At 65.9% G+C, this 18,118-nt stretch carries 14 protein-coding genes and 3 pseudogenes; 5 read left to right on the top strand and 12 right to left on the bottom strand.

Annotated elements, in window-relative coordinates:
* Nucleotides 1–120 precede the first annotated feature (120 nt).
* Nucleotides 121–691, top strand: a pseudogene (locus tag IG90_RS46490) (site-specific integrase); the annotation flags it as partial.
* Nucleotides 692–1,050: 359 nt separating this feature from the next.
* On the opposite strand, the gene IG90_RS0137300 reads toward IG90_RS46490, so the two are convergent.
* From IG90_RS0137300 to IG90_RS0137315, 4 genes are all read right to left on the bottom strand, one after another.
* Nucleotides 1,051–2,430, bottom strand: coding sequence for an FAD-binding oxidoreductase (locus IG90_RS0137300; RefSeq protein WP_030595195.1), 1,380 nt, complete (start codon nt 2,428–2,430; stop codon nt 1,051–1,053).
* Nucleotides 2,431–3,272: 842 nt separating this feature from the next.
* Entirely contained in the window at nt 3,273–3,596 is a 324-nt protein-coding gene (locus IG90_RS0137305) for a hypothetical protein (protein WP_030595198.1), read from the bottom strand.
* Nucleotides 3,593–3,958, bottom strand: a complete 366-nt coding sequence (locus IG90_RS0137310) for a hypothetical protein (RefSeq protein ID WP_030595201.1) — start codon at nt 3,956–3,958, stop codon at nt 3,593–3,595. Before IG90_RS0137310 ends, IG90_RS0137305 begins: the two co-directional genes overlap by 4 nt.
* Before the next feature lie 29 nt (nt 3,959–3,987).
* On the bottom strand, nt 3,988–4,182 hold the full coding sequence (locus IG90_RS0137315) for a type II toxin-antitoxin system Phd/YefM family antitoxin (protein WP_030595204.1): 195 nt from the start codon (nt 4,180–4,182) through the stop codon (nt 3,988–3,990).
* 509 nt (nt 4,183–4,691) lie between these two features.
* On the opposite strand from IG90_RS0137315, the gene IG90_RS0137320 reads away from it, so the two are divergent.
* Together IG90_RS0137320 and IG90_RS0137325 are read left to right on the top strand one after the other, a co-directional pair.
* Nucleotides 4,692–4,967 carry a hypothetical protein gene (locus IG90_RS0137320; protein ID WP_030595208.1) on the top strand — a complete coding sequence of 92 codons (276 nt, stop codon included), beginning with the start codon at nt 4,692–4,694 and terminating at the stop codon, nt 4,965–4,967.
* 77 nt (nt 4,968–5,044) lie between these two features.
* Entirely contained in the window at nt 5,045–5,740 is a 696-nt protein-coding gene (locus IG90_RS0137325) for a hypothetical protein (RefSeq protein WP_225994950.1), read from the top strand.
* A 165-nt stretch (nt 5,741–5,905) separates the two neighbouring features.
* Here the strand turns inward: IG90_RS0137325 and IG90_RS0137330 are convergent, their stop codons facing one another.
* On the bottom strand, nt 5,906–6,586 hold the full coding sequence (locus tag IG90_RS0137330) for a hypothetical protein (protein ID WP_030595214.1): 681 nt from the start codon (nt 6,584–6,586) through the stop codon (nt 5,906–5,908).
* A gap of 824 nt (nt 6,587–7,410) precedes the next feature.
* Here IG90_RS0137330 and IG90_RS44080 point away from each other — a divergent pair.
* The gene (locus tag IG90_RS44080) at nt 7,411–10,026 is read left to right on the top strand and encodes an NB-ARC domain-containing protein (RefSeq protein ID WP_106973033.1); all 2,616 of its coding nucleotides are present in this window, start codon (nt 7,411–7,413) and stop codon (nt 10,024–10,026) included.
* A 271-nt stretch (nt 10,027–10,297) separates the two neighbouring features.
* Here the strand turns inward: IG90_RS44080 and IG90_RS0137335 are convergent, their stop codons facing one another.
* The 5 genes from IG90_RS0137335 to IG90_RS0137360 form a co-directional block, all read right to left on the bottom strand.
* On the bottom strand, nt 10,298–10,633 hold the full coding sequence (locus IG90_RS0137335) for a MazG-like family protein (RefSeq protein WP_030595217.1): 336 nt from the start codon (nt 10,631–10,633) through the stop codon (nt 10,298–10,300).
* Nucleotides 10,634–10,659: 26 nt separating this feature from the next.
* A complete protein-coding gene (locus tag IG90_RS0137340; protein WP_030595220.1) occupies nt 10,660–11,982 on the bottom strand; it encodes a UDP-glucose dehydrogenase family protein in 1,323 nt (440 codons plus the stop codon).
* Nucleotides 11,983–12,089: 107 nt separating this feature from the next.
* Nucleotides 12,090–13,322, bottom strand: coding sequence for a hypothetical protein (locus IG90_RS0137345; protein WP_030595223.1), 1,233 nt, complete (start codon nt 13,320–13,322; stop codon nt 12,090–12,092).
* 302 nt (nt 13,323–13,624) lie between these two features.
* Nucleotides 13,625–13,843 carry a hypothetical protein gene (locus IG90_RS0137355; RefSeq protein ID WP_030595230.1) on the bottom strand — a complete coding sequence of 73 codons (219 nt, stop codon included), beginning with the start codon at nt 13,841–13,843 and terminating at the stop codon, nt 13,625–13,627.
* A gap of 283 nt (nt 13,844–14,126) precedes the next feature.
* Nucleotides 14,127–15,356 (bottom strand): helix-turn-helix domain-containing protein, encoded by a 1,230-nt coding sequence (locus IG90_RS0137360; RefSeq protein WP_030595233.1) that lies wholly within the window; start codon nt 15,354–15,356, stop codon nt 14,127–14,129.
* Nucleotides 15,357–15,657: 301 nt separating this feature from the next.
* Between IG90_RS0137360 and IG90_RS0137365 the strand changes: the two genes are divergently transcribed.
* Entirely contained in the window at nt 15,658–16,500 is an 843-nt protein-coding gene (locus IG90_RS0137365) for an NAD(P)-dependent oxidoreductase (protein ID WP_030595236.1), read from the top strand.
* A 32-nt stretch (nt 16,501–16,532) separates the two neighbouring features.
* Here IG90_RS0137365 and IG90_RS0137370 read toward each other — a convergent pair.
* Together IG90_RS0137370 and IG90_RS44085 are read right to left on the bottom strand one after the other, a co-directional pair.
* Nucleotides 16,533–18,026, bottom strand: a pseudogene (locus IG90_RS0137370) (relaxase/mobilization nuclease domain-containing protein); the annotation flags it as partial.
* A pseudogene (locus IG90_RS44085) lies at nt 18,020–18,118 on the bottom strand (IS481 family transposase); the annotation flags it as partial. The pseudogenes IG90_RS44085 and IG90_RS0137370, both read right to left, overlap by 7 nt.

Raw genomic sequence — 18,118 nt, forward strand, 5'->3', positions numbered from 1 at the left:
AACAAGAACCCCAAGCCGTTCATCTGGACAAAGACCGCCGACGACATCCTCGACACCCTCGCCGCATACTGCACACGAATTAACGACTCAGGACACTAGACCAGACTTCGCACGCAATTCCGCAACGTCTGTCGTTTCCGGGGCGTGGGAAAGGAACCGCGGCCGAACGACCCGTCGCCACCGTCGACCAGGTCGACGCACTCGCCGACGCCCTCGGGCCCCCGCGGGCGGCTGATGGTCTACCTCGGCGCGTACGGGCCTCTCCGCCCCGAGGAACAGGCAGAGCTACGCCGAAAGGGCATCGACTTGGACAACCTCACTGCCCGCGTCAAACAGGCTGCCCCCGAGTTGACCGTGGGCAAGCGGGCGGAAGTGCCCACCAAGTCGGAAGCGGGCAAGCGGCTTCTACGATCTTCGTCACACCGGGCACACCCTGACGACTCGGTCCGGGGCCACGCTGAAGGAAACGATGGTGCGCGCGGGACGGTCCACCGAGCGGGCCTCGCTCATCTATCAGCATTCTGACCTGGAGCGGCAGCGCGAGGTTGCGGCCGGCCTCGACCAGCTCGTGCGGGCCGGTTTGAAGCGGCGGAAGCCAGGCATCTGGCATGGATATGACACGAGATACCTTGGTCCAGACAGCAAAGAAGCCCCCGGCCGCTGGCCTGGGGCTTTCTCGTGGAGCGGGTGACGAGAGTCGAACTGGCGCTCTGAGCTTGGGAATCAGCGGTCCTGGGCCGTTGAAGGGGCTCTGACCTGTACTTTTCCGCTGGGCGGGGTGTATGGCCATGGGCTCTGGGGGCCGTATCTGACCGCTGTTGTCCGCTCTGCTGGGCACGGATGGGGCACGAGGGTTGGCGGTGCATCGGGTTTGGTCAAGTCCTCACAGGCCCTTGCACAACAGTTGATGCCGGATCCGGCGGGCCACCCGCTTGCGCCACGTTCCCGAGTGAGGGTGCTCGCGTCTGCCTCTCTTGGACGATGCCTCGGGGGTGAGCCCAGCCGCTCAGGTACGTCCGTTCCCATGTCCCATGCGGACGCCGGTCACCCCTACGGCTTGATGTTCTGGTTCACGTGGAACAGGTTGCTGGGGTCGTAAGCCCTCTTGACCTCTACGAGGCGTTCGTAGTTGCCTCGGTAGTTGGCCCTGATCCGGTCCTGGTCGTCCTCGGCCATGAAGTTGATGTACCCGCCTTCCTCCGAGTGCGGAGCGGTGGCCTGGTAGTAGTCACGCACCCAGGCGGTGTTGGCCTTGTTGTCGGCAGGGTCCGGCCACATTCCGGCGATGACGGTGGCGAACGTGGCATCCCGGTAGGCGAAGGCCGTGTCCTGCGGTGCCACGCGGTGACAGGCACCGTTGATCGGGTAGATGTGCACCGTCGAGTTCATGGCGGGTAGCCGAGGCCCGTGATCGAGGTGTGCTGTGATCGCCGCATCACTGAGCTCTGTCACGAAGTTGGCCTTCCAGTAGTGCTGCAGGCCAGGCGGCACCAGCGCGTCGAACGCGCTGTTGAGCGCGGAGTACGGCATCGGGCCTACGTGCTCGGCAACCACCGGTGCGATATCGCGGAACCGCTGAACGGCGCGCTCTCCCTCATCCATGGGGCCGGCCCAGCACGCGACGATCAGGATGAAGGTGTCGCCGTGCCGGTTCTCAGGTATGAACGGCAGAGGTGGGGCGATCTGGAAGGCGGGGAAGCCGCCGAGTTCCTCCGGGGCGTCAGCGATGAGTTCGCGGAACGAACGCAGAACCGTGCCGGCATCTTCCAACTCGTACAGGATGGGCCCGCCATAGATGTCCTTGACCGGACTGAGCCGGAACTCGAACGATGTCACCGCGCCGAAGTTACCGCCGCCGCCGCGGATGGCCCAGAAGAGGTCGTCGTGTTCTTGCTCGCTCGCGACGAGTAGCTTGCCCTCCGCAGTCACCACATCGGCCGAGATCAGGTTGTCGCAGCTCAGGCCCAGGCTGCGGGTGAGGTATCCGATGCCGCCACCGAGGGTGAGTCCCGCGACGCCGGTGGTGGAGACGATACCGCCCGTGGTCGCCAGACCGAACGCGTGCGTCGCCGCGTCGAAGTCGCCCCAGGTCGCTCCGCCGTCCACACGCGCGGTGCGTCGCTCGGGATCGACGCGGACGCCTCGCATGCCGGACAGATCGGCCACCACGCCGTCGTCGCAGGTACCGAAGCCGGGCACACTGTGCCCACCTCCACGTACCGCGAGGTCCAGCTCGTTGTCACGTGCGAAATCGACCGCAGCCATGACATCACCCGCATTGGCACACTGCACGACGGCAGCCGGTCGCCGGTCGATCATGGCGTTGTAGACCTTGCGCGCCTCGTCGTAGCCATCGCTGTCAGGAGTGACTACCGGCCCCCGTACGCGTTCCCGCAACCGTTCGATCGATGAGTTGTTCACCAACCTCACTCCTTGCGCGTCGTTGCCGCGAGCTCCCCAGATACCCAGCCCTCAGCACCGGTCGCCCCATGCTCCCCCGGCCCCTCTCCGACCCGGCTGCTCCTGGCCTGGTTCCCTTCCACGCTACGCCCATGAGTCGGATGCTCAACTCGACAGCCTCGGGGACATCCACGCGGCACCAACGGTAAGGGCCAGGCCGGCGCCATGGGCGACTCGGAGGGTCTCTCCGCCCGGCACCCCCGGTGGTCGGTCTTGTATGTCCAGGATCAGAGGTCAGTGAGCGATCCGCCCTCCTGCGGCACCCGTGGCCGGAGTTGCGCGTGATCGCTGAGGGCCCGCGGCTGTGTACTCGCCATGAGGGGCGAGGCCGGGACGATGCCGCGGAGCAGCCGGGCGCAGTGCAAGAGACCCGTCAGACAGCCGTGCGCCACGGGCCAGGTTGACACCCGCCTCGGCGCAACGCCGATCGTGCGGATTGCCTGGCCATGGCCGGAGTCGAGCTATGAGGTGCGGAGGGCGCGGTCGCGCGGAAGGGGTCCGGACAACAAGAAGGCCCGGGTCGATGGCCAGGGCCTTGGCCGTGGAGCGGGTGACGAGAGTCGAACTCGCGCTCTGAGCTTGGAAATCAGCGGTTCTTGGACCGTTGAAGAGGCTCTGACCTGCACTTTCGCGCAGGACGAGGTGTATGGCTACGGTCTCGGGGAGCCGTACCTGACCGCTGTTGTCCGCTCCGCTGGGCACGGATGGGGCACGCCGACGGCGGGTCATCAGTCTGAGGCCCTGTGCTGGAGCGGCTGACGGAAAACGGAACGGGAGCCACCTGTGCTGCAGACGCTCCGGTGGCGCAGACGTCAGGCCCAGAAGGCTTCGGTGACGATGATCTGGGGATCGGCGTGGCGCCGCATGAAGGTGTAGATGAGCCAGCCGCGTCCGCCGGCCAGGTCCACGATGTGGGGGCCGCCGGGGCTTGTAGAGGCCAGAGGCCGGACGGTCATCCAGTGCGGGAGCGAGGCACCGGCGTCGATCCCCCGGAAGTACGGGTCTTCGGCCGTGATCAGTTCGGCACGGGCGCTCATGACCAGGTCACTGCCTTTAGCAGGCATGTTCTGAAAGTCGTGCTGCGCCTGCTTTGTCCAGTCCATTTGCCAAGGCGGCCGGAGTGGTTCGTCGATCACTCTCCGGGCTTCCTCTCAGCGGCTTCGTGCCGGAGGCGGCTGTACTCCTCCAGAAGCCGGATGGACTCCTCGGGGTCCTCGGACTTGGCGGCGCGGGCTTCGAGGTCGCGAAGGTGCGAGTCGAGGACGGGATTCCGGGCGATGGCGTACTGCGTCCACCACAGGCGCATGAAGGCGGGCACGGGCGTGATGTTGAAGGCGTCGCCGATGACGCGCTTCCAGTGCGCCTCAAAGTCCGGGAGGAGGTGCGGAGTGTGTTCCTGAATCGCCAACCGAAGTGCTTGAGGCGTGTGTTCGGGCATGGGCGGCAAGCGCAGGGGTTCCCCCTCGTACCCATCGAAGTGGAGTGCGTGGGCGGGCATGGTTCGTGCTCCTTGGTGTGGAGGGTGGGTCAGGCCGCCTCGTGTCGGTCCTCGTGCGACTCGTGCCCGCGGGCCATCTGCTCGAACCACTCGGCCGGCACCAGGTAGGCGACCGTCTTTCCCTTGCGGGTGATGGCGGCGGCCTCACCGGCGATCCGGGTCCGGTCCAGGATCTCGCCCATCCCCTTGCGCAGGTCGATGGTTGTGTACGTCTTCGTCTCCATATGCTGAAGCATATAGCAACTATCATAGTTGACATACGTGCCCGTGAGGTGCGGGCGACCGGAAGAAGCCGACGGGCACGTCGGGTGCGGAGCGGGCGCGGGGTGCCTGATCGGGCTTGTGGCATCAAAAAAGCCCCCGGCCGCTGGCCTGGGGCTTTTCGTGGAGCGGGTGACGAGAATCGAACTCGCGCTCTGAGCTTGGGAATCAGCGGTGCTTGAACGGCAGTAGTCGCTCTGACCTGCATGTTTGGCTGGATCGGTCGAGGCTGGTGTGGTCTCTGGCCACCGTACTTGACCGCTGCTATCCGCTCCGAAGGGCACGGATGGGGCACGAGGGTGATCGATGCCGCCGTGCCGTGAGCGGGGAAGCGTCACCGTGCTGGATCAGGCGCTTGCCGTCGTGCGATTTCATCCCTGGCGATACGGGCGGTCGGCGGACCGCGTCTCAGTGCGGTCACCAGCGAGGCAATGTGAGGTACTAAGGTACCGTAGATGTGGAGGTGGGATTTATGACCACGGCTTCGAAGCCGCCCCGGCAGTCGCCGCTCAAGGTGGACCCGGCGACGGACAAGTTGATCAGCCAGGGCGCGCATTTCCTGGGCCTGACGAAGAAGGACCTGGTCGCGGAGGCGGTACGGGTCTATCTGGACCAGAGGCGTGAGGATTTGCGTGAGGGCATGGTGGAGGCGCTCAGCGTCCTGGACGGCTCCCTGAAGTCGGACGTCATGCTCCTGACCGGGCTGACATCGGAGGAGATCGACGCGGTCGGCGGGATCGACGAATGACTGGTCCCGCTGCGATGCGTCCCGCCAGGCCCACCCTGCGATGTCTATGCGATGACCTCGGACTCCCCCTGCCGGCGGTGACCGACCCCCTCGACGGGATCGAGCACCCGATCCTGGCGAAGACCGCCGAGCAGTTCGCGGCGGACGATGCCAAGCATGAGCGCATTCGCGCTGTCGATGACCAGGTGTTGTTCAAGGTGAAGGTCCAGCGCTGGCGCGGGGCGGTCTGGGTGGACGCCGATCTTCCGTGGCTGGTGGCGGCCGGCCGCCGCGAGGACGGCTCCACCGACGACTTCTACGCCGCTCTCGAAGCTGACGGCAAGACCGCCCGAACCCGCTACAACGCCGGCAACGCCGACGCACTCAAGTCCGCCACGTACACCGCCCACTTGCTCCCCACTCGCGACGACCACGTCCGCTATCGCGCCGAAGCGGGAGTCCGTTTCGTCAGGCGGCTCCGGACCACGGTTCTGACCCTGAGCCGTTCTACCCTCCGGGACGGCGAGGAGCACACGGTGGATTTCGACACCTTCACCATCGGCCTTCAGGTCCGCGCCGACGACGGTCACGAAACCTACCTCGCGGTGCGGATCACGGGTTCGGTCCCGCCGAACCTCGCCACTTTGATCCTGCGCAACGTCCCCGGCTGTGAGGCCGACGGCTGGTACCCCGAATACGCCCTGCCGGAGCGGGACCTGCTCCCCGCCGAACAAGCCTGGTCCAACCTGATGGACCCTCGCGAAGCCGCCCGAGTCCTCGACGCAGAGCCGTAGCAGCCGGAACAGAAACAAGGCCCAGGTCACTGACCTGGGCCTTCATTAAAGAGCGGGTGACGAGAATCGAACTCGCGCTCTGAGCCGTGTACAGCAGCGGACAGCGGCGTCCGTCAGTGAACTGGACAACGATGAGCGATGGAGCAGGTAGCCGGGCGGATGTGATCAGTCCAACAGCGGCAGCGACGGACGCCGTTCCGCAGAAAGTCCCGACCGCTCAGGCTCTGGCCACTTGGGAAGGTCGGCAGAGTCCCCACCGAAGGCGAGCACGGTTTGCGAGGCGAGGTCACAGCACGCTTGGATGAAGCCTTCAGCGCCCATGAGGCGCATCGAGTGCCTGCCGCTCTTCAGGGGCCACAACGCTCCAGAGCGGTTCGACACCGCGTATGGGTCCCCTCCGTGGCTCAGGATGTCGCGGAGGTTCTTCATGTCGGCGAGGTACAGCTGCACCCCTTGGGTGCCCACGTAAGCCGTCCAACGCGATCGGTTGCCGGGGGCATTGCCCAGAATTCTCGTACGAACTCCCCAGTCGTTGGTGAAGAGCCGGACCGCGTGCTGCTGCCCTACGTGGCGGAGCTTGTCCGGGTTGAGCGGGAGATGCCGCGTCTGGGACGGATCGAGGGCAAGGACGTCGTTGAAGAAGGCTTCGACGGCCGCGTAGGACATCGTGAAGATTCCCCACCGCAGGGCGTACTGCTTCGTCGAGCGCCCGAGCGACTTGCCGTCCTTCCCGGTCAAGCCGTCGATGTCGCGGTGAAGGCCCACCAGCAGCGAAGGGTTTTGCAGCCCGGCAGATAAGGCGTTGGCGGCGTCGATGACAGCGGGAAGGTGAGGGTGCGGAGGCATGCGCGCGATCGTAATGGCTGCACTGCCGGCGTCGGTCGGGGTGGGATACCTCGTTACCCGGTTGATGGACTTGGCGACGCCTACGCACCAGTGGCGTCGACGAATCCATGGTTAGCCGGTGCCGTTGGACGCTGCGCGAGGGACCAGGTGGTGCAAAGGTGGTGCGCGGTTCCTGATCAGGTCTAGACAACGATGAGGCCCCAGGTCGCTGACCTGGGGCCTCATGGAAGAGCGGGTGACGAGAATCGAACTCGCGCTCTGAGCTTGGGAATCAGCGGTGCTTGAGCATCCGAAGAGTCCCTGACCTGCGAATTTTCGGAGTGCAGTTTGGATGGCCGCGGTCCATGGAAGCTGCATCTGACCGCTGTTGTCCGCTCTGCTGGGCACGGATGGGGCACGAGGCTGGCAGGCAAAAAAACCTCGCTAGGGTGCGTGCCGGGCGCCGGCCTGGTGGGGGCAGAGAGACACGGATGCGGAGACCGTCCACACACGCGTGTGTAGCTGAGGGTGCGGAGCCAGTGCTCGCGGTGCAGCTCTCTCTCGGGCTGAGACTCGGAAGAGCCCGCCTATCGTCGCCGCCCCCTCGCCAGTCGGGGGGATCTCGCCCACGACGGTGAGCCCACGATGCAGCACGGCTCTCGATCACCTCAACGGACCTCGGTGAACTGAGTTCCTCTTCCGGACCGATCGGCACACGCAGCTGTCTACTACTTAGCACAGAGACTCCCGGCGCATAGGATGAGGGCCCATCAGGCGTCCGGGGGGACACGGCCGGTGCGCTGAGTCCCGTGTCAGGTCATGGACGCGGTGAAGCAGGGGGACCTATGAGCAAAACGGCGTTTCTTCCCGTCAACCGCATGCTCGAGCGAGCAAACCTAGCACGGCAAGAGTCGGACACCGCATACTTCTTCGATCTCCTCTACCTCGGCGAAATGCTCGTCAAGGTGCTCGCTGTGGAGCTTCTTGCCGCGCTTCAGACAGACCGCGAGCGTCACCGCTACGCAGCCATCTCAGAGCTAGTCAGGGCGGACAGCATAGGGAAATGGGCCGAGCTACTAGACCAACTGGCCTCCGGCCCAGCCAGCCAGCACTTGGTGCCTGCAGGCCGAGATTCACAGCGCGCGATCACTACCGCCTTCGGTCCGGACAGCGAGAGTTGGCAGCGTAGAGCAGTCGACACCCTTAACGCTGTCTGCATCTGCTTGGACGCAAGCTACGAGGACATGTCCGGGAAGAAGGTGAGCTTCCGCAGGTGGGCCCACGACTTCAGCTGGCTGCGTAACCGAACTCGTGGTCATGGAGCGCCCCGCGGGGCGGCGCTTTCCACTATTTGTCCTCAACTGGCGGAATCGCTTAATGCGGTCATTGAAAATGCGCCAGCTTTTAGTCGATCGTGGGTTCACCTCCGACGTAATCTGTCAGGCAGGTATAGGATAAGCCCATTCGGCAACGGTCAGGAGAGCTTCACTTATCTGGCGCGTGAAAGCGAGCATAGTCTTCCCGACGGCGCGTACGTTGATCTTGATGGCCCACGAGCCAGTGAGCTGCTTTTCACAGACCCTGATCTCACAGATTTCTTCTTGCCTAACGGAAACTTCCGGAATGGCAAATACGAGACTCTCTCCTACATCAGCGACGAGAGGCGTCCCGGAGACGGGGCCCCCTACCTCCTACCCGTTGAAGCTCAGCCGCGTAGCGAGACTGCAGCGCAGCCAGACATGGCATATGTGGGAAACCTATTCAGCAATATGCCGCCTCTTCCCGAGCACTATGTACAACGAGCTGAACTTGAGCAGCAACTCACTGAACGGCTCTGCGACGACCGCTACCCTGTAATCACCCTGCAAGGCCGGGGGGGCGTAGGGAAGACGTCGCTTGCCCTAGAAGTGCTGCACAAAATATCTCGAATGGACGAATTCTTCGGAATCGTTTGGTTCAGTGCCAGGGATATCGACTTGCTGCCCGAGGGTCCCAAAATAGTGCGTCCCGATGTCCTTTCCACGGACGACATCGCTATGGACTTCTCGCAATTGATGGCTAACCCAACTGCGCGCAAGTCGAAGGAAGCGCGAACTTATTTCGCTGATTGTCTTTCTGGGAGTGCCGACGAGGGGCCATTCGTATTTGTCTTCGATAACTTCGAGACCGTACGGGAGCAGGCCGAGCTATACCAGTTCGTTAGTAATTCGGTAAGGCTCCCAAATAAAGTACTCATCACCACTCGTACGCGCGAGTTTAAGGCTGATTACCCCATCGAAGTTGGCGGCATGCGCCGCCGAGAATACTCCGAACTGGTCGCAGCTATCGCGGGCAGATTGGGCATCTCTCATCTCGTCGATGCGAGTTACGAGGAGGCGCTTTTTCTGGAGTCGGACGGACATCCCTACATCACAAAGGTGCTGCTGGGTGAGGTAGCCGAAGAGGGGCGCAGGGTTGCCGTCAAGAGGGTTATCGCAGCCAAGGACGCTATGCTCGATGCACTCTTCGAGCGCTCCTTTGCGTCACTCTCTTCCGCAGCTCAGCGGGTCTTTCTCACACTCTGTGGTTGGCGCTCACTTGTTCCCCGCCTCGGGCTTGAGGCCGTGCTGCTGCGACCAGAGAATGATCGTTTTGATGTGGAAGGTGCCATAAGCGACCTGGAAAAACGATCGCTAGTTGAGGTGGTGTCATCGCAGGGAACGGGAGGTGAGGAGTTCCTCTCTGTACCGCTTGCAGCTTCGATCTTCGGAAAGAAGAAGCTTGTGACGAGTCCAGCAAGGATTGCTGTCAACTCCGATCTCAAGCTAATTCAAGGATTTGGCCCGACGACTGACGCTGCTCATGGGCTAGCTTCACGCATCGAGCGGCTGGCCAGGTCGGCAGCGAAGCAGATGGAGATAGGGAAGAATATCAGTCAAGAGCTATCCGTAATCGAGTATATGGCGACGGGTTACCCCAAAGCTTGGCTGACCTTGGCTGAATTTCAACGCAATCAGATGTCTGATAATTCTAAAGCGATTCGATCGGTTAACCGCTTCTTGGAGAATTGCCCGGATGACCAATATGGTTGGGGCTTGCTTGTTACGCTTTATCGCGCCACAGATGACCCTTTGGCGGAGATGAATGCCCGGCTGCGGCTTGCGGAACTTGCCGAACCGCCATTCCATGACCTTAGTTCCGCTGCCTCCCGACTCAACGGACTATTGAGTCGAAGAGAGCTCGTACTAGAGGCCGACGAGCGGCGGCACATAGTGCGGCGATTGCGTGAGCTTCTCGAAGATAGGCACACTGAAGGCGACGCCACCGACCTATCCCGCCTTGCTTGGCTGTGCATGCACGACGAGCAGGACACCGATGCTGCTGACCGGTGGGTGACTGAAGGGCTAAGGCGAGAGCCCGCTAACGAGCACTGCATGCGTTTGAAACGCCGCCTCGCGAGCAACGGATCCGAGATGGCATAAATGGGCGGCTCTGGACTAGTTCCGCCTTCCAGTGCGGACCTGAGACGTCCTTACCGTTGTTGACTTCCACTCAGCCGCGGCATGCCGGATCCCCAGCTCCGATTCTGGTGCGGATATCTTGCCCAGTGTTTCGGTGCGAGAGACACGAATTGGCCGGAGGCGCCATCTTTGCCAGCCCGATCACTCGTCCCCGGGTCTGTGGAGGCACGTGATCGCACGGTCCTTCAGCCGCACGCACCAGGTGCGGCTGAAGGATCGTGTGCGGAAGTTGTCAGGCAGACGCAGGTGCGGCGGCCTCGCGGCCCCTTCGCGTCCGGCGGTGGAGGATCTCGTCGAAGGTGGCGCGGGCGCCCGTGGGGTCGATGTAGTGCATTGCCAGGAGGGCGGCGATGACGGCGCCGACCAGGTCGTTCTGGACCTCGGACCAGTCGTGGTCGTCGCCGCAGGTGGTGAGGCCCTTCAGGCCGTGGAGGGCGTGCATGGCCTCGCCGGCTTCCTCGGCGACCTTGCCGACCTGGAGGGCTTTCAGCTCCTCGTCGGGGAGATGGGAGCCGGCCGCTCGGCAGACGGCGGAGAGCTTCTCGATGTTGTCCCACAGGGTGTCCACGTCGGACCTCCGATCGATGGGTTCGGCTATTCCTGTGCGGGTCGTCCGAGCTGGCGTACGGTCCATCCGCTCATGCGCCAGGTGTCGGCGTCGATGAGGTTGCGGAGGTCGACGAGGACCGGGTCCGCGACCAGGGGGGCGAGGGACTTGGGGTCGGCCTCGCGGAAGTGGGGCCATTCGGTGGCCAGAACAATCAACTCGGCAGCAGCGACTGAGCCTTCGAGGCTTTCGCAGTAATCGAGTTCGGGGTGGCGGCGCAGTGCTGTGGGCACGGCGTGCGGGTCGTGGACGGTGACGGTCGCGCCGCGCTGGTGCATGAGTGCGGCGATCGCCAGGGCGGGGGATTCGCGGACGTCGTCGGTTCCGGCCTTGAAGGAGGCGCCCCAGACGGTGATGCGTACGCCGTCGACGGGTCGGCCGAGCGTCTGCTCGATGAGCTTCAGTGCGGCGGTGGGGCGGGATTCGTTGACCTCCTCCGCCGCCCGCAGCATGGTCGCTGCCTCGTTGGCACCCAAGGTTCGGGCGGAGGCGGTGAAGGCGCGGACGTCCTTGGGGAGGCAGCCGCCGCCGTAGCCGGGGCCGGCGTTCAGGCCGCCGCGGCCGATGCGGGGGTCCAGGCCGATGGCCTCGGTGAGCTGCTGGACGTCGGCTCCGGCGGCGGTGCACATGTCGGCGACGCCGTTGATGAAGGAGATCTTCATGCCGAGGTAGGCGTTGGCGGCGCCCTTGATGAGTTCGGCGGTGGCGGGGTCGGTCACGAACAGCGGGATGCCGTTCGCGAGCAGTGGTGCGTAGACCTGGCGTACCGCGTCCTCGGCGCGGGCCGAGGGGACGCCAACGACGATGCGGTCGGGGCGCAGGGTGTCGTCGATGGCATGGCCCTCGCGCAGGAACTCGGGGTTCCAGACGACTTCCACGTCCTCACCGGCCGGGGAGAGACGGGCGAGGAGAGCACCGAGGTCGCGGGAGGTGCCGACGGTGACCGTGGACTTGCCGACGATGATGGTCGGGCGGGTCAGGTGTGGGGCGAGGGCGCGGGCTGCGCCGAAGACCTGTCCGGTGTCGTAGCTCCGTCCGTCCGCGTCGATCGGCGTGCCCACGGCGAGGAAGTGGATGTCGGCGAACTCGGCTGCCTCCGCGAGGCTGGAGGTGAACCGCAGGCGTCCAGTGGCGGTGTGGGTGCTGAGGAGTTCGGGCAGGCCGTCCTCGTAGATGGGGCACTCGCCGGCGTTGAGGCGGTCGATCTTCGCCTGGTCCAGGTCCACGCCGATGACCTCGTGGCCGATCTCGGCCATGGCAGCGGCGTGGGGGATGCCCAGGTGACCACAGCCGATGACGGATACGCGCATGGGTCGACGCTCCTTTCCTTGTCCCTCGCCCGCCCAGGGGAGTCCGGGCCGGCCGGGTGCGTCACGCTAGCGCCAACGCCCGGCGCGGCCCTCTTCGTGCAGGTGGATCAACCAGCCTGCTGCTTGAGCAGGTTGACGAGGGCGGGCAGGGCCTCGGCGGCGGTCGCCCGGCACACCAGGTCGCCATCCTGGGGGCCTTCCAGCGGGTACGGCATGAACTGGCCGTCGCGCCAGAAGCCCTCCGGGTCCAGGTAGACGACCTGCATGCCGCGGGCGCGGGCGCGTGCCTGGACCTTGCGTCGGTCGGCGTGCAGGCCGACGACGAGGAGGGCCTGGGCGCCGTCCACCCACTCGACGTCGGGTACGGCCTGGTCGTAGCGGCGCATGAAGCACTCGTCGAGCCCGGCCCACGCCGCGAGGACGTCGAAGTTGTTGGTGATGACCGGGCCGACGAGGTGCCCGGCGTCCTTCAGTTCCTTCAGCGCCCACATGGCCGGAGTCGGTTCGGCCAGGAAGCAGGCACGGAACATCTCCACGAAGTCCGCCGTCTTCTCCTCCGGCTCTGTCAACACCTCGTGGAGGAGCGTGTCAGCGGTCGGGGAGAGGGTGAAGCGGTGCTCTCGCGGCTCGTGCCCCTGGCGGTCGGTGACCCGGTAGATCTCGTGGAGCCGGTGCAGGGGCGGAATACCTGCCTCGACCGACGTACCGCAGCCGATCTCCACCTGGAAGGGCAGGAGGTCCGCGAGGACGGACAGGTCTGGGACGCGGGTCGGCGTACCGGGGCGGTCCTTGCACCTGATCCCGGTGGAGAGGACGTTCCACGGCAGCTGTCGGACAGCGGGCGGCGGCGCGTAGGACACCGAGGCGATCTGCACGTCCAGGCTCCGGTAGCCGACGGGGAGGGTACGCCCCACTGCCGCGTCCTGGGGGTGGATGTCGTGCTCGGTGATCCGGCACTTCAGATCCCGACGTGTCCATAAGAATCCACCGGGAGCCTCCTTCCAGCCGCCGGTGGCGAGCGAGTCCCACAGGGCGTCGTGGTGCGCGTCGATCTCGTCCGCTGGAGCGGTAGCGGAGTGGTAGAGGTACAGGTCGGTCAGGCCGATGGCCGGCGCGGCGGTGGTGGGGACCAGGCCGTACCGGTAGCGGTAGTGGATGATCCGCCGCCGGGCGTCGTCGGCGGCTGTCCAGCCGCTCTGTTCGGCCGTGGCCTTCTCCTGCGTACGGCGCCAGATGCCTTCCTCGATGTAGCGGGGGCGGTCGGCGTCGCCGAAGTAGGTCTTCCAGACCTGCTGTTGGTCGGGGGTGAGCTGGTCGATGACGATGTACGGGATGTCCATGATCTCTCCCTGGAGAATCACGCCTGGATGTTCCGGGCGCATGGCAGGCTCCGTTGGCCGGGAACGTGGGCGATTGGCCCGGACAGCGGAGCGGAGTCAGCGGTCGGAGGACGAGCTCGCGTCCGCTGAGACTGCGGCGGTCTGGTGACTGAGGCCGTTGAGGAGCGGGGCGGCCTGCTCACGCAGTGCCCAGGCCGGGCCCACCAGCCCGGCCACGGCCAGAAGCGTGAGCGCGATGCCTCCGCCTTCGGGGCGTACGGTGCGCGGCGCGGCCTTTCGGGCGTGGCGTCGTCGACACCCGGTCACTGGGTGCCGCCGATGGCGCGTTCGTGTGTGTCGACGAGGCGGCTGGTCTGCTGGTGCAGCCACTGCAGCTCGACCGAGGTGAGGATGAGCACGCCATCGAGGGTCGAGCCGTCGTCCAAGTGGAACTTGACGGGAATCGACCCCTGCCGGGCCCGCGGGTCGTAGACCGCGTCCTGCCCGGCCGGGAGCGTGGCGTGGGTGGCCCTCACCGGCACGGGCCTGAGCGTCGTCCCGTCGGCGGGCGCGGACCACGGGGCCCCGCCCCCGGGCGGACGCAGGTGGTACGTCGTAGCGGAGCCCTCACCGGGGAGGGCGACCACGACCCCGACACGGCCGTTGCGAGCGCTGTCCGTGGCGAGGTCGCCGAGTCGTGGAACGAACGGTGCTGCCGTACCTAACTCGACTCCCTGCGAGGGAAGATGAGAAGAACGTCGTCGCGTCATGCCCCGAAGTTAGGGACAGGACGGTCCTCGAATATGAGCCGGAGGAATACGACCCCTATCCGTCCAGGTGAAAGCGGTCGGACATGTGCCGCAGCTTCTCCCTCGTGGCTGCTCGTTCGGCGTAGACGATGCTGCGAAGCGTCGAACGGGCGATGGGGTGGTTCCGTACGAGCTGCGGCGCGATCCGCTCAGCCGTCTCCAGCTCGGTGAGGGCCTTTGCCCGGTTTCCGTCCCACAGCCAGGCCCGTGCGACGTCCATGTGGTGGTGTCCCTGACGAGAGTTGGGCAGTGCCCCGACCAGGCTTGGGCTGGTGCGGCGGTTTATCTCCAGAGCTTTGCCCTGCTTGCCCATTTCCAGGGCCACGCTGATCGCGTGGATCTGCACGTTTCCGGCGGAGAACGTCAGCGAATGCCGGTCGTACACCGGTGCGCCGACGTACGCGTCCATGCGTTCCGCCGCGTCCTTCGCGTGTCCGATCCGGTCCTCCGCTTCCGATGGGCGGTTGGCCCGAGCGGCGGAGATGGCTGCCCGAAGCTGCAGCGTGCCCCAAGCCCGCACGGCCAGCGGGTCACCCTGCTCGTACGGCTGTTGCACCGAGGCGATCGCCTTGTCCGAGAGGGTCAGAGCGTCGGTCCAGTCAGCGGTCGCCCACATGTCCCAGACGCGCATCCAGTCGGCGACGGCAGGCAGCACCGGGTCTCCCGACAACCTGGCTGACCACGCGGCCCGTTCGCACGCCATGGCCACCAGCTCGGGGTGTCCGAGGGCGTGTGCGGCGGTGTGTGCGAACTTGCAGCACACGGCGTAAATGGCGTACGCCTCCTCCCGCTCGTGTCCGTCCGATTCCTCCGCCAGGGCGCGCGCTTCCCGGAACAGGTCCGGGAGAACTCGGAGGATCGCGACGTTGGAGGCGGTGTCCCGCAGGCGGTGCAGCCGGGTCACCTCACGCCATAGCTGTGAGGCCGGTCGGGGAACCCCGTCGAAGACGGGAACGAGGTCGTAGCGGCGCAGCTCGCGCAGGATCGACGAGGCGGCGATCTGCCACTGGCTGTCGTCGGGGGAGCTGCTGTACGGGCGTCCGATCAGGTCGTTCGGATGGACGTGCAGCTCCGCGGCCACCTGGTTGAGCAGCCCGACCCGGTCCAGTTCGATCAGGCCCCGTTCCATCTTCGACACCCAGCCCTGTGACTTCCCCAGGGCCGTCGCCAGGTCGGCCTGCGGCATGCCCAGTCGCAGCCTCGCCCTGCGAGCGCGCTTGCCGATCTCCTCGGCTTCCTCCAGCATCAGGACACCTCCCGGCCGCCGGACGATCCGGCGCGACCGCCGGTCTGTCCGTACAGAGTTCGTCTCCTGCACGGTACCCATGACGCGGCTTCAGCGTGAGACGAGCTGCAAGGACCGTCGGGGCCGCGGCCCGTGTACCGCTGTCCCGTCCTGAACGGCGAGTCCGAGACCGGAAGCCACTTCTGTCCGCCATCAGTGCCCAGACGGCCATCAGGCATTGATTCCGAAGCCGCCGGTGCCGAACGACAGCGGATCATGGGGATGAGGAACTTTCCACGTCGCGCACCGCCGGAGGCAGCCAGTGATCACCGTGACCGTCCTCCACCCTGGAACCATGGGCGCGGCGATCACCGCCGAGCTCGTGGCCGGCGGCCATGAGGCGCTGTCGGTGACCAAGGGCCGCAGTGAGAACACCTGGCTCCGAGGGAGAGAGGCCGGTGCCACGGCGTACGACTCGCTCGCGGAGGCGCTGTCCAGAAGCGCGGTCGTTCTCTCGGTCTGCCCACCACAGGCGGCGGAGGACGTTGCGGCGGCGGTGGCCGCGCACGGCTTCGCGGGGGTGTACGCCGATGTCAACGCCATCAGCCCTCAACGCGTACGGCGCATCGCTGACGAGACCCGCCCTGGCTCTGCAGTTGTCGACGGTGCTGTTTTCGGTCAGCCGCCAGGCGAGGGGCGTGCCACGCGGCTCTATCTCGCAGGGGCCGACTCTGCCGTCGAGCTGGTGGCGTCGCTGTTCACGGACTCTGCGCTGCACGTGTGCCGCGTCGGGGACACACCCGGTTCCGCTTCCGCGCTGAAGATGGCCTTCTCCAGCTACCAGAAGGCCGCCCGCACCCTCGCCGGAGTCGCTCACGCGCTCGCCGACGCCCATGGAGTCGGTGATCAGCTCACAGCCGAAGCCGAGGTCATGATCTCCGCGATCCTCTCCGATCCGGAGTATCTACCGAGCGTGGCAGCCCGAGCCTGGCGCTGGGCGCCCGAGATGGAAGAGGTCGCCGATACGCTCCGCGCTGCTGACCTGCCCACGGACATGGCCGAAGCCACGGCTCGGGTGCTCGCCTACTGGGAGCGGGACAAGGACCAGTTCGACCTGCCGTTCGTGCACACCCTCTCCCAGCTCCGGTCAGAGAAGAGCCGTTGATTCGTTCACGCTGAGGGGTAGCCCCTGGACGATCACCTCCGCCGAGGGCGAGACGCGGAAATGGTGGGTGGGGCCGTCGCCGCAGGTTCGGGCGAGGGCACGTGGCGTAGTCCGGTGCTGCGAGCCTGTGCCGCCAGAGCTCGTCGACTGGGAGCCGGCCTCTGCGAGAGCCGATGTACGCGCCATGTGAGGGTGCGTGCCGGGGAGCGTGCGTCGTCGAGGGCTCGTTCGTCTGCTGCCTGCTGCAGCAGGCGTTTGGGGTCGTGGCCCACTGCCTCTGCCTCGGCCAATGCGGTGGTGAGCGCCTGCGAGGCAGATTCGGCGAGGATCTGATCGGCGTGCGCCGGAGCGGCCTGGAGGATGAGGCGGACGTATTGGTCCGCAAGATTCTGGGACGGTCGGCGTTGGCCGAGGACCAGGAGGGGCGTGGCTGCCGTGTGGTCGTAGGCGGCCTGGAGGTGGAGCAGGCTCTTGTGGGCTGCGGCCACCTGTTGCTCGTGCTCTCGTCGGTCGTGCCAGCGTGCGGCGGCGATGACGGCGAGGAGCGCAGCGTCGAGGAACATCGCCAAGGCGGCTCCGTCTTTCGGCGCCGGCTCGCGAAGCATCGCCTTGACCGCGCCGCGTAGAGCACGAGCGTGGTGGTGCTCGGCGCGGACGCGCGAACGGGTCGCCCGCTCGAAAGCTGAGGCTGCTGAGCGGAGTTCGGTACGAATGTCCGGCGGTGCGGTGAGAGCTACGGCGTCGAGCGCTTCGCCGAAGGCGGCCAGGTGGGCCTGGGCGGCTCCGGCGTCCGGCTGGTCGAGGTGGTGGGGGATGCGCTCGGTGGCTGCGGTGGCTTGATGCCATGGGTGCGGCCTGAGGTGCCCCTCGGCGGACGATGGAACCTCTGCTGCGGCGAGACGGCTCTGGATCTTCGGGAGGGAGAGATCCGGCGCCAGCGTGGAACCGGAGAACCACACCGGTTCTGCCTTCGCGTTCCGGTCGTTCTCCAGAGCGACCTTGTAGCCGCGTGGTTCTCCTGAGGGGAAGTACAGGACCTCGACGAGGACTCCCTTGGTGTGTGTGAGCAGACCGAGGAACTCGTTGGTATCGGTGGCGGCAGCCGCCGCTGTGCGGACCACGGCCCGCAGGCGTTCGCGGGCAGCCTTGGCATGGCCGTTCCGCAGGGCCTTCTCCCGTTCGGCGCGCTGGGGCCGTTTGGCGGCAGTGCGGTCACCGCGGATGACCCGTTGCAGCCCGTATTCCTTCTCGATGGCTGCGAGTTCGCGGTCAGCGGTGAGGTAGTCGTTCCAGTGACGTGCTGAGCGGAGGTCACCTCGTACCTTTGTGGCGGCGATGTGGATGTGATCGGGGGCGTGGCGTACGGCGATCCAGCGGCAGCCGTCCGGGTCGTCCGCCGGTGCGATGCCGGTGGCCGCGACAACGCGACGGGCGATGTCCGCCCACTCGCCGTCTTCGAGGATGCGGTCACCGGGTGCCGCGCGGAGAGAGCAGTGCCACACGTGCTGCTTCGGGGCGCGTTGTATTGCCCTGTGAGGTTGGGGACGCGGCTGGCGGGTGGTTGGCCCTTGAGCGCGGTGTGTCCGCGGTGGTGATTGTAGGTGTGGAGCCAGCCGGG

Origin of the sequence: Streptomyces anulatus (assembly GCF_000721175.1) — a bacterium.
GTDB classification, from domain to species: Bacteria; Actinomycetota; Actinomycetes; order Streptomycetales; family Streptomycetaceae; genus Streptomyces; species Streptomyces anulatus_C.